The sequence below is a fragment of the Kitasatospora sp. NPDC005856 genome, from assembly GCF_040629945.1.
GTDB lineage: Bacteria > Actinomycetota > Actinomycetes > Streptomycetales > Streptomycetaceae > Kitasatospora.
Genome location: NZ_JBEXWT010000001.1, coordinates 19,581 through 39,249, shown reverse-complemented (window position 1 = coordinate 39,249; position 19,669 = coordinate 19,581). Strand labels below are relative to the sequence as shown.

Genomic DNA, 19,669 nt, shown 5'->3' with positions numbered 1-19,669 from the left:
CCAGATATCCGTCACGGGCCGCCGTCACCACCGCAGTCGGACTCGCTCTTGCGCTGACGTCGATCACGCCGATCGCCTTTGCCGACAGCCCGTCAGTCAGTGCCGGGGCCTCGTCCGTCGACCCTTCGGCCATCCCACCGGACCTCGCGGCACAGATGGCCGCGGTGGATGCGAAGCGCGCCGGTGACCGGCCCCTGATCAGTCCGACCGACAGGGCGATCGCCGAGGCGGCGAAGACCGGAAAGCCGGTCCCCGTCGCCGAGTTGACCGACGGGGTGAGCGAGACCGTTGCGACTCCGGCTGGCCACCTCAAGCGCACCGAGCACGTCGAGCCGCAGCGGGTGAAGCAGAACGGAACCTGGGCGCCGCTCGACGGCATGCTCGTCCCGGACGGGCAGGGCGGCTACCGCCCGAAGACCGCCCTGTCCGGGGTGCACCTGTCCGGCGGCGGTCAGGGTCCGCTCGGCACCCTCACCAGCGCGGACGGTGAGACGCTCACCATCGACTCGCCGTTCCCGCTGACCAAGCCGACGCTCGACCCGGCGGGCGAGGCACTGCTCTACCCCGAGGTCGCCCCCGGGATCGACCTCAAGGTGACCGTCTCCAAGTTCGGCGGGCTCTCCACCGTCCTGGTCGTCAAGACCGCGGAGGCGGCGAAGAACCCGGCGCTGAAGAAGGTCCGCTTCGGCACCAAGGGCAAGGGCGTCACCGTCCGGGCCGACAGGACCGGCAGGCTCACCGCCGAGACCGTCGACGGCAAGTCCCGCTGGCACGCGCCCACACCGCGGATGTGGGACAGCTCGGCCGCCCCGGCGGCGCCCGCCAAGTCGGCCCAGGCCCCGAACGGTTCCGCTGCCGACGCCCCGCTGGCCGCGTCCGGGCACCGCAGCACCTCCGACGGTCCGGGCGACGGCGCCAAGGTCACCGACATGCCGGTCACGGTCACGGGCGACGCCGTCGAGCTGACCACCGACGACTCCGTGCTCGGCAAGGGCCAGGGGCCCTGGTTCATCGATCCGGCCTGGATCCCGGACCTCAACGGCTCCAACGCCTGGACCTGGACCCAGTCCGGCTATCCGGACACGGCCAACATCGGGCGGACGGTCAGCAACGCCAACGACCCGTACGCTCACCCCGGAGTCGGCTACCAGGGCTATCGGACCACCAAGGGCATCGAACGCTCGTACTATCAGTTCGACACCCACTGGTACCGGGGCGCCGTCATCAACAAGGCGATCATGTCGATGTGGGAGACGGAGTCCTCGGCCTACTCCTGCACCGACAAGTACACCGTGGACCTCTACGCCACCGGTCCGATCAGCAACCAGACCACCTGGAACAACCCGCCCGGCATCGTGGGCGGCCGGCTCGCCGAAGCCTCGGTGCCCGGCGCAGGCCGCCAAGGTTGCGGCGACAAGTACCAGTTCGGCTACGACGTGACCTGGGCCTACCAGACCTACGCCACCAGCAACGACACGATGACCTTCGGGGTGTTCGCCCGCAACGAGTCCGACGCGATGGCGTTCAAGCGGCTCGACTACGGCGCCGCCGTCGAGATCGAGTACGACCGCGTTCCCAACGTGCCGACCGACACGTACGCCTCGCCCGCACCCACCACGGCCGTGCCGTGGGCGGAGAACCAGGGCTGCAACGGCAACTCGATCGGGTGGATGAACTCGGCGTCCGGCTTCAACGGCTCCGTCACCCTCAACGCGACGGTCGGCAGCCCGGTCCAGCAGTCGCTCTACGGCTGGATGGGAATCTGGGACTACGCCGACACCAGCCGCGCCGACAGTGGCCAGACCCCCCTGACGATCAACGGCGGTGTGGCCGCGTTCCAGGTCAAGCAGGGTCTGCTCCAGGACGGCCACGTGTACGGCTGGGACGCCATGGCCACCGACGGGCTGGTCCAGCGGTCCGCCGGGACCCCGGCCTGCCGCTTCGGCGTCGACCTGACCCCGCCGACCATCTCCGTCCCGGACGTCAACACCCTGCTGCCCGAGGGGCAGCTGGACTACACGTTCCCACCCTCCGGGAACGGTCAGGTGACGAAGAAGCACCTCGACCAGCAGGGCGTGGTGCCGTTCACCGCGGCCGACCCGGCCCCGGGCGGCAATGCCTCCGGCGTCGTCTGCGCCCGCTGGTCCTGGGATCCGCAGCTCGCCGGCGCCGGCTGGGTCTGCGGCAACGACTACCCCACGAACGGTGTCGTCGTGACTCCGGGCCGTTGGGGCACCAACGTCCTCTACATGCAGGTGATGGACAACGCGCGCAACGTCTCGCCGATCGCGCAGTACTCCTTCTACGTGCCGTGGAACCCGGACGGCCCGCCGCCGGTCTTCGGCGACGTCACGGGCGACGGCGCCCCCGACATCCTTCAGCCCGACCAGGCCGGCTACCTGCGCGCCTACAACGCGCCGGGCAACTCCAAGGTCCGTGCCCCGGCGGTGGCGGCTGTCGCCACCCCGGCCGACGCGCCCGGCGGAAAGGGCTGGAACACCGTCCAGCTCGCCCACCGCGGCACGCTCAGCGGGGGCAACAACATCGATGACGTGTTCGCCCACGCGCCCGGCGACCCGCTGCTGAGGCTCTACCAGAACCCCGGGAACACGGGCGTCTACGGGCGGATCGACAACTCGGTGCCGATCACCAAGCCGAAGTGCCTCCCGACCGCGTCCGAGGACTGCGCCTGGCTGAAGGCCGCCGGCTACAACGCCGTCGACTGGTCCACCACGCTGCGGATCGCCGCCCTCGGCGACCCGGTCACCACCGACCTCGACCCCAAGCTGGGCTTCAAGAACAAGACCGGTCTGCTCAGCGTCGAGAGCACCGGCAACGGCGCTGACGCGGCCCTCTGGTACTACCCGGCCACCAATGCCAACACCCTGGGCAAGCCCGTCCAGTTGGCCGCGTCCGGCTGGAAGGACAAGGAGCTGATCACCCCCGGCGACTGGGCCAAGCAGGGGCACCCGGGCCTGTGGGCCCGTAACCTCGCAGCCGCCGCCGACGGGCCCAAGGACGACGTCCTCGCCTACACCTTCACCACCGGCACCGTCACCGCCATCGACAACCAGGGCGCTCCGATCACCGACGGCAGCGGCAAGCCCTTGCTGGTCCCGACGCTGACCCAGATGGTGCCGGTCGGCCAGCGGATCGGCTGGGTCTCCACCGATGCCTACCCGACCCTCGGCTCGGACGGCGACCTCACCGGCAACGGCAATCCGGGCCTTTGGGGCAGGAAGGCCGACGGCTCCCTCGACATCTGGTGGGGCCAGCCCACCACCCCCGGCAACCCGTCGGCCGGCTACACCTGGCTGGCCGGTGGCACCCCGATCGGAAACATCTCGGTCGCCCCCCAGTGGTGGGCACTCGACGGCACCGGTGACAGCAGCAGCACCAACACGCTGTACAAGAACGGCGGCGACCCCAAGACCACCTACCCGACCGGCACCGCACTCACCACCGACCACAACCGCGCGGCGAACAAGGCGACCGCCCTGGACGGCGCGACCGTCTACCGCACCACCGCGCCGGTCGGCGCCGGGGCCACCTCTCCCGGGCTGGACACCACCCAGAGCTACAGCGTCTCGGCCTGGGTGAAGCTCAACAACACCGACAGCTACCAGACCGCGGTCTCGCTGACCGGCAACCAGGCCAGCCCGTTCTACCTGCAGTACTCGAAGGCCTACAACAACTGGGCCTTCGTCCTGCCGAGCAGCGACTCGGTCACCTCGCCCGAGTACTACTCCGCGTACGACAGGGACGGTCGCACCGCCACGACCGTCGGGCAGTGGACCCACCTGACCGGCACCTACAACGCCGCAACCGGTTTGGCCACCCTGTACGTCAACGGCCTCGCCGTCGGCTCGGCCAAGGTGGGCACCGCGTGGAAGCCACCGGCCGGCAGCCTCAACATCGGTGGTGCCACGTTCAACGGCAAATCGCCCAGCGACTTCGTCAACGGCGCGATCAGCGACGTTCGGGTCTACCCGTACGCCCTGACCGACCCCCAGGTGAACGTCGTCGCCACGTCGCAGTCCATCGTCCACATCCGGAGCGCGGTCAACTCCCACAAGTGCCTGGACAACTGGGGCAACACCGCAGGCTCGCCGGTGGTGATCTACGACTGCTGGAACGGTGACAAGCAGCACTTCTCGACCACCCGGGACAGCCGGCTCAAGACCGTGCCGAACGGGCTCTGTCTGGGCACCCGGGACGCCAACGTCGTCGACGGCACCCCGGTCGTATCGCAGGCGTGCACCAACTCCGCTGCCCAGACGTGGATCCGCCGTTACGACGGCGCGCTCTACAACCCGGCGTCGAACAAGTGCCTGGAGCTGCCCGCCTCCAACACCCAGAATGCCACCCCACTGGGTGTCCGGCAGTGCGCCGACCAGGCGAATCAGCACTGGATCCTCGACAACCAGACCCTCGCGGGCGTGTAGCCCGACCGCCAGATGGGCGGTGTATCGGTGCGGCCCCTTCCCGAACGCGCAGGGCGTTCGGGAAGGGGCCGCGCTGTTGTCCGGCCGCGGGTCAGACGGGCTGGCCCTCGGTGGGGGTGACGGTGGGGGCGGTGGTGCTGCCCGCCTGGGTGCCCAGGGTGCGTTCGACCTTGGCGACGGCGGTGCGGTACTGCATGGAGGCGGCCTGCTCGGAGGTGCCCTGGCGTTCGAAGAAGCCGAAGGCCATGGCCACCGTGCCGAAGCGCTCGATGCCGACGTAGCCGTTGAGTTGGACGCCGGCCAGGCTGCCGTCGAGGTGGACGGCCGGGGCTTCCTTGCGGTCGCCGAGGGTGACCGGGGTGACGGTGAAGGTGACCTCGTCCTCGGTGCCGCCGTTGAAGGTGATGCTGTGGCAGGTCTTGAGCGCGTCGGCGACGGTGTTGAAGTCGGCGGTGAGCCGGTCGGGTGCCTCGGCCGCGAGGACCTGGGTGGTCATCGGGTTGCCGTCCGGGCCGTCGAGTTCGACCGCGGCGTGCGCGACATCGGTGCCGGTCTGGGTGGCGCGCATGTTGATCAGGGCGTTGAGCGCGGCGCAGCCCGTCACCGGGGTCGGGTTCTCACCGGGGCTGGGGCTCTGCGTCACCGGGATCTCGGTGTAGCCGGGGCCGAGGTCGGCCGCGGTCAGCAGGGCCGACTTCAGCTGGTCGGCGGAGGGCAGTGGCTGGGCGTCCTGGGCGGGTGCGGCCGACGCCGACAGGGCGGACGGGCCCAGGGCGACCGCCGCGGCGACGGCCGCGGCGGTGAGGGCGTGGATGGGCCTGGAACGAGGCATGCGGGCCCCCGGTCGAGAGTTCGGGCAGGGACGAGCCACCAGTGTCCCACCGGGGGCCGGGCGGGGCGCGCGGGCGGCGATCTCCGCAGGTCAGGAGCCGTTCGCGGGGTCGGTGGGCGAAGCGGGCGAAGCGGGCGAAGCGGGCGGAGTGGAGGGAGCGGAGGGAGCGGAGGGAGCGGGGGCAGCCGGCGGAGGGGCTTCGAGGGTCTCCAGGGTGTCGAGGGTCTCGGCGAGCCACTGCACCCAGAAGGTCTCCAGTCCGATGCCGGCCCGCAGCACCGCGTGCTGGAGGCGGGTCCCGGCGTCCGTCCGCTCGGCCGGGAAGTCGTGCCGCTCGATCTCCCGGTAGCCGGCCAACTGTTCGCGGTGCAGCGTGAGATGGCGTTCCAGCTCGGCCGCCAGCCCGTCCGCGCCGACCACCGCGGCCGCGCGCAGGCGCAGCAGCAGGGGCTCCCGGACGGCGCGCGGCTCGGCGCCCTCGGCGGTCCAGCGGGCGAGTTCGGCGCGGCCGTCCGGCAGGACCTCGTACTCCTTCTTCTGGCCGCGCACCGGCGCTTCCGGCTGGAGGGCCCGGATGTGTCCGGAGGCCTCCAGCCGGCCCAGTTCGCGGTAGATCTGCTGGTGGGTGGCGGGCCAGAAGAAGCCGATCGACTTGTCGAACCGCCTGGTCAGCTCCAGCCCCGAGGACGGTTTCTCCAGCAGGGCGGTGAGGATGGCGTGCGGCAGCGACATGCCGTCGATCCTAGAGGGGTACGGGCAGGTCAGAGGGCGGCGGCCAGTTCGGTGCCCTGCTTGATGGCCCGCTTGGCGTCCAGTTCGGCGGCCACGTCGGCGCCGCCGATCAGGTGCACCGGCACGCCGCGCTCGCGCAGCGCCTCGTACAGGTCGCGGCGCGGCTCCTGGCCGGTGCAGAGCACGACGGTGTCCACGGGCAGCAGCTGGCGCTCCCCGTCCACGGTGAGGTGCAGGCCGGCGTCGTCGATCAGGTCATAGGTGACGCCGGGGACCATCACCACGCCGCGGTGCTTGAGCTCGGTGCGGTGGATCCAGCCGGTGGTCTTGCCGAGGCCGGCGCCGACCTTGGTGGTCTTGCGCTGGAGCAGGTGGACGCTGCGCGGGGGCTTGGGCCGCTCCGGGGCGCGCAGGCCGCCGCGCTCGCGGTAGTCCGGGTCGATGCCCCACTTGGCCTGGAACACGGGCGGGTTGAGGCTGGCCGCGTCGCCCGGGTCGGTGAGGAACTCGGCCACGTCGAAGCCGATGCCGCCCGCGCCGAGGATGGCGACCCGTTCGCCGACCGGCGCGCCGTCGCGCAGCACGTCGAGGTAGCCGAGCACGCTGGGGTGGTCGATTCCCGGGATGTCGACGGGAGTTCGGGGGGTGACGCCGGTGGCGAGGACGATCTCGTCGTGGCCCTGCTCGGCCAGCTGGTCGGCGGTGACGGTGGCGCCGAGCCGCAGCGTGACGGCCAACTCGGCCAGCCGGGTGCGGAAGTAGCGCAGCGTCTCGTCGAACTCCTCCTTGCCGGGGATGCGCCGGGCGATGTTCAGCTGCCCGCCGACCGTCTCGGCGGCGTCGTACAGGGTGACGTCGTGGCCGCGTTCGGCGGCGGAGACGGCGAACGCGAGGCCGGCCGGGCCGGCCCCGACGACGCCGATCCGCTTGCGCGACCGGGTGGGGCCGAGGACGAGTTCGGTCTCGTGGCAGGCGCGCGGATTGACCAGGCAGGAGGTGATCTGGAGGCTGAAGGTGTGGTCGAGGCAGGCCTGGTTGCAGCCGATGCAGGTGTTGATGGCCTCGGCGCGGTCGTCCCGGGCCTTGGCGACGAAGTCGGCGTCGGCGAGCAGCGGGCGGGCCATCGAGACCAGGTCGGCGCTGCCCTCGGCGAGCAGGCTCTCGGCGATTTCGGGGGTGTTGATGCGGTTGCTGGTGACCAGCGGGATGCCGACCGTGCCCATCACCTTCTTCGTCACCCAGGCGAAGGCGCCGCGCGGCACCGAGGTGGCGATGGTGGGGATGCGGGCCTCGTGCCAGCCGATGCCGCTGTTGATGATGGTCGCCCCGGCGGCCTCGACGGCCTGGGCGAGCCGGACGACCTCGTCCAGGGTGGAGCCGCCGGGCACCAGGTCGAGCATGGAGAGGCGGTAGACGATGATGAAGTCCTCGCCGACCCGCTCGCGGACCCGGCGGACGATCTCCACGGGGAAGCGCATCCGCCGCTCGTAGGCACCGCCCCACTCGTCCTCGCGGTGGTTCGTCGCGGCGACGATGAACTCGTTGATCAGGTAGCCCTCGGAGCCCATGATCTCGACGCCGTCGTACCCGGCGCGGCGGGCGAGTTCGGCGCAGCGGGCGAAGTCCTCGATGGTCTGCTCGACCTGCTCGGCGGTGAGCGCGTTGGGCGTGAAGGGGCTGATCGGGGCCTGGATCGCGCTGGGGGCGACGAGGTCGCGGTGGTAGGCGTAGCGGCCGAAGTGCAGGATCTGGAGGGCGATCTTCCCGCCGGCGGCGTGCACCGCGTCGGTGACCGTCCGGTGCTTGTCGGCCTCCTCCTCGGTGGTCAGCATCGCGCCGCCCTCCCAGGGGCGCCCGGCCTCGTTGGGCGCGATGCCACCGGTGACGATCAGGCCGACGCCGCCGCGGGCCCGTTCGGCGTAGAAGGCGGCCATCCGCTCGTAGCCACCGGGGGCCTCCTCCAGGCCGACGTGCATGGAGCCCATGATCACGCGGTTGGGGAGGGTGGTGAAGCCGAGGTCGAGCGGGCTGAGCAGGTGCGGGTAGCGGCTGCTGCCGGGGTGGGCGCTCATCGACGTCTCCTGGGGCGCGGGCTGGGGGTCGCTGTTACCGCAGGATAGGGGACGGGCAAGAGGATATGCAACTAGTTGCATAAGGCTGGACGGGCCTACCGGACGGGCCTGTCGGACCCGCCGGCCCCACCCGCAACCCCTGCCGCACCCCCCTGCCACGTCGGCCTGCCGAACGGCCCCCGGATGCTTCGAACACCCCGCCGGAGCCCGCCCGGCGGCGTATCGTCGTGTCCCGGACATCTCAAGGGACATCGCGAGCTCGGGAGAGGAGCGACCGTGCAGGGTGGCTCGGTGGCCGTCGTCGGGGGCAGCATCGCCGGGAGCGCCTTCGCCGGCGCCGCGGCCCGGCTCGGCGCGGAACGCGTGGTGGTGCTGGAGCGCAGCCCCGGCCGGCTGGAGGACCGCGGCGTGGGGCTGTGCACCCACGACGACCGCTTCGACGAACTGGTCCGGTCCGGGCACCTCGACGCGGACACCCGCCGCCACCGCCTCACCGTCCGCCGCTGGGTGACCCGGGGCGCGGTCGGCGAGGGCGACGGACCGGACGGCTGCGGACGGCTGCTCTGGGCCCAGCCCTTCGCCTTCCACTCCCACCACTGGGGCGTGCTCTGGCAGGCGCTGCGCGAACGGACGCCCGGGCAGGTCGAGTTCCGGCTGGGCACCACCGTGACGGCCGTCGGCAACGGGCCGGACGGCGCCTGGACCGAAGCGGACGGCCACCGCGAGTCGTACGACCTGGTGATCGGCGCCGACGGCTACCGCTCGGTGGTCCGCGCGGCCGTCTGCGCCCAGGCCGAACCCGAGTACGCCGGGTACGTGTGCTGGCGCGGCAGCTACGACGCCGCCCTGCTCGCCGAGCTGCCCGGCGGCGCGGCGCCCTGGCCGGAGGACCAGTGCATCACCGCCTGCTACCCCGGCGGCCAGGTGGTGATCTACCGCATCCCCGGGGTCGAACCCGGCCGCACCCAGGTGAACTGGGTCTTCTACGCCCCCACCCCCGCCTGGCTGCGGCTGGACGGCCCGACCAGCATCCCGGCGGGCAGCCTCGGCGACCGGCAGCTGGACGAGCTGCGGCAGCTCGCCGAGCGGCACCTGCCGCCGTACTGGGCCGCGCTGGTCACCCTGACTCCGCGCGAACGGACCTTCCTGCAGCCGATCTACGACCTGGCGGCCCCGTGCCGCACGGCCGGCCGACTGCTGATCGGCGGGGACGCGGCCACCGTGGTGCGCCCGCACAACACCAGCGGTGTGGTGAAGGCGGTGCAGGACGCCCACGCCTTCGAGCTGGCGGGGCGCGAAGCCGGCTCCTGGGCAGCCCTGCTGGCCGCCTACGACCGCGAACGGACGGCGTCGGGGCGGGAGTTGGTGGAGCTGGGCCGCACCCTCGGCCGGGCCCAGGTCGCCGGGGCGCCGGACTGGTCGGCGATGGACGAGCCGGCCATGACCGCCTGGTGGCAGCACCAGTTCACCGCCGGCGGGGGTTTCGGCGGCCACGCGCTCGGCCGCACCGGCTGAGCGGCCCGCCCGGGCCGGAGCACCGAGACCAGCGCCACCGAGACCGGCGCCGCCGAAACCGCCGAAGCCATCAAGACCGCCGAACCCCCGTCACCTCGTGGCGGAATGTCAGACGTTGACGCCGTAGTCGGTCGCGATGCCGCGCAGACCGGAGGCGTAGCCCTGGCCGATGGCGCGGAACTTCCACTCGTTGCCGTTGCGGTAGAGCTCGCCGAAGACCATCGCGGTCTCGGTCGAGGCGTCCTCGGTCAGGTCGTAGCGCGCGATCTCCAGGCCGTTGGCCTGGTTGACGATCCGGATGAACGCGTTGCGCACCTGGCCGAAGTTCTGCAGCCGGGCGTCGGCGTCGTAGATCGACACCGGGAAGACCACCTTGGCCACGTCGACCGGGACGCGATCCAGGTCGACCTTGATCTGTTCGTCGTCCCCGTCCCCGCCGCCGGTCAGGTTGTCGCCGCTGTGCTCGACCGAACCCTCGGGGCTGCGGAGGTTGTTGAAGAAGACGAAGTGCTGGTCCGAGACCACCTTGCCCAGCGCGTTGCACAGCAGCGCGCTGGCGTCCAGATCGTAGTCGGCCCCGGTGGTGGTGCGCACGTCCCAGCCGAGACCGACGATCACGGCGCTCAGACCGGGCGCCTCCTTGCTCAGCGAGACGTTGCCGCCCTTGGCCAGCGAAACTCCCACAATGCCCTCCTCGGATCTCTCCCTGTGGACGAATCTACAACACTGTAGAGATCACGAGAATCCGTCTGCAGGTGGGCCCGCCCCGGGAATTTCTCCGGGTCGCGGACGGGAACCCGGCCGGCCACCGGTGTCACTGCCCGGCGTCGATCCCGATCCGCAGCGCGCCGTTCTCGGCCGTCGCCCTGCGGCCCCAGTCCAGCAGCAGGCGCAGCACCGCGCGTTCGGCGGCCGGGAGCCGGGCCAGGTCCACCTGCTCGATCTCCCGGACCAGCGCGGCCGTCGACGGCTGCCGGATCCTGCTGCTGAAGTCGAGGTCGGGCTCGTGGCGGGCCAGGGTGGGCAGGGTCCGCGCGCCCAGGCGGCGCAGGACGGCCCGCAGCGCGCCGCCGTCCGCCCAGGCCTCCAGCCGCCCGAGCCGCGGAGCCGGGCCGGCCCTGCGTCCCGTCCTCGCCTTGACCGGCACCCGGTACAGGCCGAGGACGCACTCGTCCTCGGCCACCTCGTCGTCCGGCCCGTACGGCCGCAGGCCACCCGTCGTGCTCCGCATGCCGAGCACCCTAACGACCGCGCGCCCTAGACTGGCAGTGGCTTTCCGTCCGCTCCTTCCTCCGTTCCTCCCTCGCACGTCCCCCCGTCGCAGGCCCCGTCGCCGGAGGTCCCGATGCGCCAGCGGTACAGCTTCCACCTCGACCAGGGCGGGCACTCGGTGACCGTCAACGTCCGGTCCGGCTGGATCACCGAGACCGAGCTGCTGGTCGACGGCAAGGAGTGCGGCTTCCACCGCGTCCACGGGCACGGCGAGTACCCGCTGACCCTCGCCGCGCAGGTCGCCGAGGAGCCGCCGAAGCCGCCGGAGCCGCTCGCGGTCCGGCTGGACCGCACCGGCCGGGCCGAGCACCCGCTCTCCTGCGTCCTGGAGCTGTCCGGCGCCGAGCACCCGATGCCCGAGCGCACCGCACGTTGAAACACCCCGTTCGGGTGGTTTGCCCATAAAGAGCAGGAAATCGTACGATCATGGGTCGGACCCCACAGCCGGACCCACCGGCCGGCCCCCACGACGAAGGCCTGCGCATGACCACCCCCGCGACCCCCGACACCTTCGACGACCTGCTGCGCGAGGTGATGGCCGACGCCGAGCGCTTCGGCCACCGCCAGCACGTCCGGCTCACCTGGCTCGCCGTGCGCCGCCACGGCGCCACCGCCGCCCTCGACCTGGTCGGCGAGGGCATCCTGCGCACCGCCACCAGGGCCGGCGCGCCGCAGAAGTTCCACGTCACCATGACCCGGGCCTGGGTCGAGCTGGTGGCCCTCCACGCCGGCGACGACACGACGGACACGGACACGGATGCGACGGGCACGGACTTCGAGCGGTTCGCCGCCCGGCACCCGGACCTGCTCGACAAGGACCTGCTCGCCCGCCACTACCGTCCGCAGACGCTCGCGAGCGAGCAGGCCCGAACCGCCTGGGTGGAGCCGGACCTCGCCCCCTTCCCCCGGGCCGCGGCCTGACGGGCCGACCCACCCGAGGCGTCGGCCCGCACGACGCCTCAGCCCTCCCGAACGTCCCCGAGGCTCTCGGCCACGATCTCCTCGACCGCCTTCCGGGCCCGCTCCGCATCGTCCGCGACCAGCCCGATCCTGGTGCGGCGGTCGAGCACGTCGGCCGCGTCCAGCGCGCCCTCGTGGCTGACGGCGTAGGCGATCTCGGCGCGGGTCACGTCCACGCCCTCCGCGATCGGCGCCGACTCCCCCGCTGCCAGCACCTCGTGGGCCGCTCCGCCGTGGCGGGCCAGCAGCGAGGCGGGGATCTCCCCCGAGGCCTGCGGGCGGCTGTCCCGGTGGCCGGGGGCGCCGATCAGCGGCAGCCGGGCCGTCCAGCAGGCGCGGGCGGGCAGGCCGCGCAGCCGGACGGCGGTGTCCACCGCGTCCTCGGCCATCTTGCGGTAGGTGGTGAGCTTGCCGCCGACCACGGTGATCACGCCGGACGGGCTCTCCAGCACCGCGTGCTCACGGGAGATGTCGGCGGTGCTGCCGTCCCCGGTGTCGATCAGCGGGCGCAGCCCGGCGTACGCGCCGCGCACGTCCGCCGTGGTCAGGGCGGTGGCGAGGGCGGCGTTGACGGTGTCGAGGAGGAAGGTGCGCTCGGCCTCGGTGGGCTGCGGCTCGTCCGGGATCGGCCCCGGGGCGTCCTCGTCGGTCAGGCCGATCGCGACCCGCCCGAGCTGCTGCGGCAGGGCGAAGACGAACCGGCTGGTGGAGCCGGGCACCGGCACGGTGAGGGCGGCGGTCGGGTTGCCGAGCGCCGCCGCGTCCACCAGCAGGTGGGTGCCGCGGCTGGGCCGGAGCCTGATCGAGGTGTCCACCTCGCCCGCCCAGACGCCGGTGGCGTTGACCACCGCGCCGGCCCGGACGGCCAGCTCCTGCCCGGTCAGGGTGTCGACCAGCCGGGCCGAGGTGCCGGTGACCTGCTCGGCGCGCACCCTGGTCAGCACGCTCGCCCCGTACTGCGCGGCGGTCCGGGCCAGCGCGACCACCAGCCGGGCGTCGTCCACGAGTTGGCCGTCGTGGGCGACCAGCGAACCGCGCAGTCCCTCCGTCCGCACGCCCGGCACCAGCCGGCGGGTCCGGTCGGCGTCGACCCGGCGCACCCGGGGCAGCAGCGTGCCCGGGGTGCCCGCCGTCAGGCGCAGCGCGTCCCCGGCGTGGAAGCCCGTGCGGATCAGCGCGGCCTGGCCCGGGCGCAGCAGGTCCGGGAGCAGCGGCACCAGTTGGGGTAGCGCCCGGATCAGGTGCGGGGCGGTGCGGGTCATCAGCACGCCGCGCTCGACGGCGCTCTCCCGGGCCACCTTGATCCGCCCGGAGGCGAGGTAGCGCAGACCGCCGTGCACCAGCTTGGAGCTCCAGCGGCTGGTTCCGAAGGCGAGGTCGCGGGACTCGACCAGCACCGTGCGCAGGCCGCGCGCGGCCGCGTCCAGGGCCACTCCGGCGCCGGTGACGCCGCCGCCGATGACCAGGAGGTCGATCCGGGGGTCGTCGCCGAGCGCTTCGAGTTCCAGCGTGCGGCGGGTGGCGTCGAGCCGGCCGGTGCCCGCGTACGGGCTCGCGTACGGGCTCTGGTGGGGGCCTGCCGTGGAGGTCATGGCGCGAGGTATCCGTTCAGTGCTCTGGCCAGTTCGCGCCGCCAGGCCGCCTCGGGCAGCAGGGAGGCGACCATGCGGTGCGACTGGACTGTGGACTGGGCGATCAGCAGGACCATGGCGGCCAGTTCGAGCGGCTCGCCGGACCGGATCGAGCCGTGCGCCTGCCCCTGCTCGATGCCGGCGCGCAGCGCCTCCAGCAGGCCGCGCTGGCTGGTGCCGAGCCGCTCGACGACGTACTGGAGCAGCAGGTCGGAGTCGTCGGAGTGCAGCAGCGCGCCGAGCACCGGATGGTCGCGCAGCCGGACGGCGATCTCCACGACCCGCTCGACGAGGGTCTCCCGGTCGTGGACGTCCAGTCCGGCGCCGTCCAGGGTGGTCAGGATCTCGCGGGTGAGCAGCGCGCCGATCACCGCCCGGACGTCCGGCCAGCGGCGGTAGACGGTCGGGCGGCTGACCCCGGCACGGCGGGCGATCTCGGACAACTGGGTCCGGCGCACGCCGAGGTGGACGATCAGGTCGGCGGCGGCGTCCAGGATCGCGTCGTCGGTGCTGCGCTCCCCGGTCGGGGACGGCGTCTGGGGCTCGGCGTTACTACTTGACATGATGTGTGAAACTGTAACGCATGGCACCTGAGACGCAAGCGGGACCGGCCGGCGCCGCACTTCCGCTCCCCCCGATGAAGTGGGACGCCTGGGGCGACCCGGCCCTGGCCAAGGAACTGTCCGCCGACATCAAGGGACTGCTCGCCGCCGCCCTCGGCGTCACCGGCGACGCCGCCCCCGGCCCGACCGCCGACGAGGTCGTGCTGCACCCGTCCCGGATCTCCGCCGAGGACCTCAAGGCGCTGGCCGACGCCGTCGGCGAGGCGCACGTCAGCGCCGCCGACGCCGACCGGCTGCCGCGCGCCGGCGGCAAGTCCACCCCCGACCTGCTGCGCCGCCGCAGCCGCGACCCGCAGGACGCCCCCGACGCCGTCGTGCTGCCCGGCAGCGAGCAGGAGGTCGCCGCCGTCCTCGCGGTCTGCGCCGAACGCCGCATCGCCGTCGTCCCGTTCGGCGGCGGCACCAGCGTGGTCGGCGGCCTCGACCCCGAGCGCGGAGCCTTCGACGCCGTCGTCTCCCTCGACCTGCGCCGCTTCGACCAGCTGCTCGACCTCGACGAGACCTCCGGCGAAGCCGTCCTCGGCGCGGGCCTCACCGGCCCCGACGCCGAAGCCCTGCTCGCCGAACGCGGCTGGGAGCTCGGCCACTACCCGCAGAGCTTCCGCTACGCCACCATCGGCGGCTTCGCGGCCACCCGCTCCTCCGGCCAGGACTCCGCGGGGTACGGGCGCTTCGACGAGATGGTGCGCGGGCTGCGCGTCGTCACCCCCGCCGGGATCCTCGACCTCGGCCGCGCCCCCGCCTCCGCCGCCGGCCCCGACCTGCGCCAGCTCTTCCTCGGCTCCGAGGGCACCCTCGGCGTGATCACCGCCGTCCGGCTGCGCGTCCACCCGCTGCCCGCCGTCAAGGCGTACGAGGCGTGGAGCTTCCCCGACTTCGCCACCGGGACGGCCGCGCTGCGCGCCGTCGAGCAGCAGGGCACCGGCCCGACCGTGATCCGGCTCTCCGACGAGGCCGAGACCATGATCAACCTGGCCATGACCGAACAGATCGGCGGCGCCCCTGCGGTCACCGGCTGCCTGGCCGTCACCGTCTTCGAGGGCGGCGCCGCCCAGGTCGCCGCCCGGCAGCAGCTCACCCGCGACGCCCTGCTCGCCGCCGGCGGCACCTCGCTCGGCGAGGCCCCCGCCCGGACCTGGGAACACGGCCGGTTCAACGCCCCCTACCTGCGCGACTCCCTGCTCAGCGCGGGCGCGCTGTGCGAGACCCTGGAGACCGCGACGAGCTGGAGCCGGCTGCCGGCCCTGCGCGCCGCCGTCACCGAGGCGCTCACCGGCGCCCTGCCCGGCTCCCTCGTGCTCTGCCACATCTCGCACGTCTACCCGACCGGCGCCTCGCTCTACTTCACCGTCGTCGCCGCGCTCGGCGAGGAGCCGCTGACCCGCTGGGGCGCCGCCAAGCGCGCCGCCGGGGACGCCATCCTCGGCGCCGGTGGCACCATCAGCCACCACCACGCCGTCGGTGCCGACCACCGGCCCTGGATGACCGAGGAGATCGGCGACCTCGGCGTGCGCGTCCTGCGCGCCGTCAAGGCCGAACTCGACCCGGCGGGCATCCTCAACCCCGGCAAGTTGATCCCGTGAACGAGGTGAGAACCGTCCGCAGGGTCGCCGTTCTCACCAACCCGGCGGCGGGCGTCGGCCATGCCGAGCCCGCCGCCCACCGGGCCACCGCCCGGCTGCGGGCCCTCGGCATCGAGGTCGAGCCGCACGCCGGGCGCTCCCCCGAGGACGCCGTCCGCCTCGCCCGCGAAGCGGCGGCCGACGGGGTGGACGCGGTGGCCGTGGTCGGCGGCGACGGCATGATCAACCTCGCCCTCCAGGCCCTGGCCGGCACCCCCGTGCCGCTCGGCGTGATACCCGCCGGGACCGGCAACGACCACGCCCGCGAGTACGGCCTGCCGCTCGGCGCCCCCGAGGACGCCGCCGACGTCATCGCCGCCGGGCGCACCCGCGGCGTCGACCTCGGCCGGGTCACCGGTCCGGACGGCGCCGTCCGCTGGTACGGCTCCGTCCTCGCCACCGGCTTCGACTCGCTGGTCAGCGACCGCGCCAACCGGCTGCGCTGGCCGCGCGGCCGGATGCGCTACAACCTGGCCATCCTCGCCGAGTTCGCCAACCTGCGCCCGCTGCCGTTCCGCATCACCCTCGCCGACGGCACCATCGTCGAACGCGACCTCACCCTGGCCGCCGTCGGCAACACCCGTAGCTACGGCGGCGGCATGCTGATGTGCCCCGCCGCCCTGCCCGACGACGGCCTGCTCGACGTCACCCTCGTCGACGCCATGCCCCGGCTGCGCATCGCCCGGTTCTTCCCGACCGTCTTCAAGGGCACCCACACCGGCTACCCGGAGGTCACCACGCTGCGCACCGAGTCCCTGCGGATCGAGTCCCCCGGCATCACCGCCTACGCCGACGGGGAGTTCATCACCCGGCTCCCGGTGGACGTCGCGGTGGCGAGGGACGCCCTGCGGATCCTGGTGCCGTGAGAAGGGCGACGCCGTGGTCCGGTCCGCCGGGACGACGGAGGTCCGCGCACTCCGGAGAGTGCGCGGACCTCGGGGCCGTGTGGAACGCGCAGCCGCCTAGTAGTCCAGGTCGCGCTGGTACTTGACCTCGGTCACATTGCCGGCGAGGTACAGGTTGCCGTCCGCGTCGAGGATCGCGACGATCTTCTTCATGCCGCCCCAGTAGGTCGTGAAGTAGAACTTGTTCTTCGCGTGGTCCACTTCCACGTTCGTGTTGATCGACAGCTCGATGCTGTCCGGACCGCTGACGAGCACGTCCTTCTTCGGCGTGCCCGGGTAGACCTGGTTCTGCCGCAGCTTGACGCGACCGTGCCAGTCGCCTTGCGTCCAGTTGTCCGCTTCGCCGAGGTCGATGTCAGGCATGGAGGTCCTCCCCTTCGATCCCGCGGGGAGCCCGCCAGGGCACGCCCGCACTCCATTGGAAACAACTTCACTGCCAGGTGGAGCACTTGGTCACCCGGCGGAGGTCCGCGCACTCCGGTGAGCACACGGGCCCGGGTACCGCACCGGGCGCTCCGCTCCGGCCACCACGCCGGGGAGGAACGACCGGATCCACCCGTCCTAGTAGGTCAGGTTCGTCTGGCCCGTGATCAGTCGCCCGGCGACGGACAGGTTGCCGTCGGAGTCCAGCACCGCGAGCATCTTCCGCGTGGCGCCGTGGTAGGTGGTGAAGTAGAACTTGTTCGCCTCCTGGCTGGTGGAGTGGTTCGTGTTCACCACCAGCTCGATGCTCTCCGGACCGCTGATGAGCACGTCCTTCTTCTTCGGCTCGTTCAGGTAGATCTGGTTCTGCCGCAGCTTGACGCGACCGTTCCAGTCGCCGTTCTTCACGTCGGACGCTTCGCCGAGGTCGATGTCAGGCATGGAGGCCCTCCCCCTTCGATCCCGCGGGGAGCCCGCCAGGGCACGCCCGCACTCCATTGGAAACAACTTCACTGCCAGGTGGAGCACTTGGTCACCTGACGGAGGGTCCGCACACTCCGGTGAGCGCACGGGCCCGGGTACCGCACCGCTCGAACAGGGCCTAGTACGTCAGGTTCCCCTGGCCCGTGAACACCTGGCCGGCGATGGACAGGTTGCCGTTGGAGTCCAGCACGGCGATGATCTTCTTCACGCCGCCGCGGTAGGTCGTGAAGTAGAACTTGTCCGACTCCTGGCTGCTGCTGAGGTTCGTGTTCACCGACAGCTCGATGCTCATCGGCGAGGTGACGAGCACGTCCTTCTTGGCCGGGGACTGGCCGATCCGGTTCTGCTCCAGCTTGACGCGGGCGTGCGTGTCACCGTCGTCCCAGTCCGTCGCCACGCCGAGGTCGATGTCAGGCATGGAGGCCCTCCCCCTTCGATCCCGCGGGGAGCCCACCAGGGCACGCCCGCACTCCATTGGAAACAACTTCGGTGTCAGGTGGCGCACTTGACCGCCCGAACCGATCGGAAACCTACACGGCTCAGCCACGGAACCGGAACCTCCGGTTCGAAAAGTTTCCGAACCAGTCAAAAGCGAACAGCAATTGACCGAATTTGCCACCATGGAGGCACAGAGCTGATCGCCAGTCCCTACGTCGCCACGCCGATCCCGCCAAATACTTCTGTTCGACGCATATGTGACGTTCGATCACTTAACGGTGAGACCAGTCGGGCAACTGGGTGACCCGACGGCGGGCGGTCCGGTAGCCTGCGGGCATGTCGAGCCCTGAGGCATCCAGGGTGGGGGCTTTCGGTCACGCGCCGTCAGCCCCCTGATCCCCGGAGAGCCTGGAACCACCGAGGTCCGAGCGAGCGCCGCGCCTGCGCCGCCCGGGGGTTGAGCGCGCGGTGACGAGACGTCCCGTCCTCGTTCCCTCCACCCTCTTCGGAGCCCCTCGATGCCCCTCCCCCTCTATCTGCTCGCCCTGGCCGTGTTCGCCATGGGCACCTCGGAGTTCATGCTCGCCGGGCTGCTGCCCGGCCTCGCCGCCGACCTCGGTGTCACCGTCGGTACGGCCGGCGGGCTGACCTCGGCCTTCGCGGTCGGGATGGCGGTCGGCGCGCCGCTGACGGCCGCGCTCGTCCGCAACCGGCCGGGGCGCGGCAGCCTGCTCGGGTTCGCCCTGGCCTTCGCGGCGGCGCACGCCGTCGGAGCCGTGACCACGAGCTTCCCGGTGCTGTTCGCCACCCGGGTGGCGGCCGCACTCGCCAATGCCGGGTTCCTGGCGGTGGCCCTGACCACCGCCGCCGCGCTGGTCCCGGCGGACCGCAAGGGGCGGGCGATCGCCGTGCTGCTGGCGGGCACGACGGTGGCGACGGTGGCCGGCGTCCCCGGCGGAGCGGTGCTGGGTGCGCTGTTCGGGTGGCGCGCCGCGTTCTGGGCCGTCGCGCTGTTCTGCCTGCCGGCCGCCGCCGGGATCGCCAAGTGCCTTCCGTCTCCGGCCGCTTCGGCCAACCGGCCCGCGACGGCAGAACTGCGCTCGGAGGTCGCCGAGTTGCGCCGCCCCCGACTGCTCCGCGCGATGCTGCTCGCCGCGCTGGTCAACGCGGCCACCTTCGGTGCCTTCACCTTCCTCGCCCCCGTGGTGACCGGCCGCGCCGGGCTGGGCGAGCTGTGGGTGCCGGTCGCGCTGGTGCTGTTCGGCGCCGGGTCGTTCGCCGGGGTCACCGTCGCCGGGCGGCTCGCGGACCGGCGTCCCGGCCTGGTCCTCGCGGTCGGCGGACCGCTGCTGCTGGTGGGCTGGCCGGCCCTCGCCATCGCCTCGGACGCACCGGGCGCGCTGCTGCCGCTGGTGTTCCTGCTGGGCGCGCTCTCCTTCGCGGTCGCCGGCACACTGATCACCCGGGTTTTGTACGAGGCGGCCGGCGCCCCCACCCTGGCCGGGGCCTACGCCACCGCCGCGCTCAACCTCGGCGCCACCCTCGGCCCCCTGCTCGCCGCCGCCGCTCTCGGCACCGCGGCCGGCGGCCTCGGGCCGTTCTATGCCGGCGGCCTGCTGGTCGGCGCCGCGCTGCTGGTCGCGGCGGTGCGGCCACGGGTCCGCTGACCTGCCGGCCTCCGTTCCAGGGCCTCCGGAACCCGGTGCACCACCGGTG

Annotated in this window: 16 protein-coding genes and 1 pseudogene; 7 read left to right on the top strand and 10 right to left on the bottom strand. The window is 72.6% G+C overall.

The window, feature by feature from the left end:
• Nucleotides 1-164 precede the first annotated feature (164 nt).
• Complete coding sequence (locus tag ABZ449_RS00160; RefSeq protein WP_360337521.1) at nucleotides 165-4,445, top strand: LamG-like jellyroll fold domain-containing protein; 4,281 nt, start codon at nucleotides 165-167, stop codon at nucleotides 4,443-4,445.
• Nucleotides 4,446-4,536: 91 nt separating this feature from the next.
• On the opposite strand, the gene ABZ449_RS00155 is transcribed toward ABZ449_RS00160, so the two are convergent.
• The 3 genes and pseudogenes from ABZ449_RS00155 to ABZ449_RS00145 all read right to left on the bottom strand — a co-directional run bounded on the left by ABZ449_RS00155 (nucleotide 4,537) and on the right by ABZ449_RS00145 (nucleotide 8,081).
• Entirely contained in the window at nucleotides 4,537-5,277 is a 741-nt protein-coding gene (locus ABZ449_RS00155; protein ID WP_360337518.1) for a hypothetical protein, read from the bottom strand.
• Nucleotides 5,278-5,496: 219 nt separating this feature from the next.
• Nucleotides 5,497-6,009, bottom strand: a pseudogene (locus tag ABZ449_RS00150) (PadR family transcriptional regulator); the annotation flags it as partial.
• A 29-nt stretch (nucleotides 6,010-6,038) separates the two neighbouring features.
• Nucleotides 6,039-8,081, bottom strand: a complete 2,043-nt coding sequence (locus ABZ449_RS00145) for an NADPH-dependent 2,4-dienoyl-CoA reductase (protein WP_360337515.1) — start codon at nucleotides 8,079-8,081, stop codon at nucleotides 6,039-6,041.
• Between the two features lie 276 nt (nucleotides 8,082-8,357).
• Here ABZ449_RS00145 and ABZ449_RS00140 point away from each other — a divergent pair, with 276 nt between their 5' ends.
• Complete coding sequence (locus ABZ449_RS00140) at nucleotides 8,358-9,596, top strand: FAD-dependent monooxygenase (protein WP_360337512.1); 1,239 nt, start codon at nucleotides 8,358-8,360, stop codon at nucleotides 9,594-9,596.
• A 108-nt stretch (nucleotides 9,597-9,704) separates the two neighbouring features.
• Here the strand turns inward: ABZ449_RS00140 and ABZ449_RS00135 are convergent, their stop codons facing one another.
• Both ABZ449_RS00135 and ABZ449_RS00130 read right to left on the bottom strand, forming a co-directional pair.
• Entirely contained in the window at nucleotides 9,705-10,280 is a 576-nt protein-coding gene (locus tag ABZ449_RS00135) for a TerD family protein (RefSeq protein WP_360337509.1), read from the bottom strand.
• Between the two features lie 130 nt (nucleotides 10,281-10,410).
• Complete coding sequence (locus tag ABZ449_RS00130) at nucleotides 10,411-10,827, bottom strand: hypothetical protein (RefSeq protein WP_360337506.1); 417 nt, start codon at nucleotides 10,825-10,827, stop codon at nucleotides 10,411-10,413.
• A 114-nt stretch (nucleotides 10,828-10,941) separates the two neighbouring features.
• Between ABZ449_RS00130 and ABZ449_RS00125 the strand changes: the two genes are divergently transcribed.
• Both ABZ449_RS00125 and ABZ449_RS00120 read left to right on the top strand, forming a co-directional pair.
• Nucleotides 10,942-11,244, top strand: a complete 303-nt coding sequence (locus ABZ449_RS00125; RefSeq protein ID WP_360337503.1) for a hypothetical protein — start codon at nucleotides 10,942-10,944, stop codon at nucleotides 11,242-11,244.
• Nucleotides 11,245-11,351: 107 nt separating this feature from the next.
• On the top strand, nucleotides 11,352-11,789 hold the full coding sequence (locus tag ABZ449_RS00120) for a hypothetical protein (protein ID WP_360337500.1): 438 nt from the start codon (nucleotides 11,352-11,354) through the stop codon (nucleotides 11,787-11,789).
• A 38-nt stretch (nucleotides 11,790-11,827) separates the two neighbouring features.
• Here ABZ449_RS00120 and ABZ449_RS00115 read toward each other — a convergent pair whose 3' ends face one another.
• Together ABZ449_RS00115 and ABZ449_RS00110 are read right to left on the bottom strand one after the other, a co-directional pair.
• Nucleotides 11,828-13,420, bottom strand: a complete 1,593-nt coding sequence (locus ABZ449_RS00115) for a glycerol-3-phosphate dehydrogenase/oxidase (protein ID WP_360337497.1) — start codon at nucleotides 13,418-13,420, stop codon at nucleotides 11,828-11,830.
• Complete coding sequence (locus tag ABZ449_RS00110; protein ID WP_360337494.1) at nucleotides 13,417-14,022, bottom strand: TetR/AcrR family transcriptional regulator; 606 nt, start codon at nucleotides 14,020-14,022, stop codon at nucleotides 13,417-13,419. Before ABZ449_RS00110 ends, ABZ449_RS00115 begins: the two co-directional genes overlap by 4 nt.
• A gap of 74 nt (nucleotides 14,023-14,096) precedes the next feature.
• On the opposite strand from ABZ449_RS00110, the gene ABZ449_RS00105 reads away from it, so the two are divergent.
• Entirely contained in the window at nucleotides 14,097-15,665 is a 1,569-nt protein-coding gene (locus ABZ449_RS00105; protein ID WP_360337491.1) for an FAD-binding oxidoreductase, read from the top strand.
• A complete protein-coding gene (locus tag ABZ449_RS00100) occupies nucleotides 15,662-16,570 on the top strand; it encodes a diacylglycerol kinase (RefSeq protein WP_360337489.1) in 909 nt (302 codons plus the stop codon). Before ABZ449_RS00105 ends, ABZ449_RS00100 begins: the two co-directional genes overlap by 4 nt.
• Nucleotides 16,571-16,666: 96 nt before the next feature.
• Here ABZ449_RS00100 and ABZ449_RS00095 read toward each other — a convergent pair whose 3' ends face one another.
• The 3 genes from ABZ449_RS00095 to ABZ449_RS00085 form a co-directional block, all read right to left on the bottom strand.
• Nucleotides 16,667-16,972 (bottom strand): DUF6342 family protein, encoded by a 306-nt coding sequence (locus ABZ449_RS00095; protein ID WP_360337486.1) that lies wholly within the window; start codon nucleotides 16,970-16,972, stop codon nucleotides 16,667-16,669.
• 198 nt (nucleotides 16,973-17,170) lie between these two features.
• Complete coding sequence (locus tag ABZ449_RS00090) at nucleotides 17,171-17,473, bottom strand: DUF6342 family protein (RefSeq protein WP_360337483.1); 303 nt, start codon at nucleotides 17,471-17,473, stop codon at nucleotides 17,171-17,173.
• A 160-nt stretch (nucleotides 17,474-17,633) separates the two neighbouring features.
• Nucleotides 17,634-17,933, bottom strand: coding sequence for a DUF6342 family protein (locus tag ABZ449_RS00085; protein ID WP_360337480.1), 300 nt, complete (start codon nucleotides 17,931-17,933; stop codon nucleotides 17,634-17,636).
• A 538-nt stretch (nucleotides 17,934-18,471) separates the two neighbouring features.
• Here ABZ449_RS00085 and ABZ449_RS00080 point away from each other — a divergent pair.
• Complete coding sequence (locus tag ABZ449_RS00080; RefSeq protein WP_360337477.1) at nucleotides 18,472-19,620, top strand: Cmx/CmrA family chloramphenicol efflux MFS transporter; 1,149 nt, start codon at nucleotides 18,472-18,474, stop codon at nucleotides 19,618-19,620.
• Nucleotides 19,621-19,669: the final 49 nt, after the last annotated feature.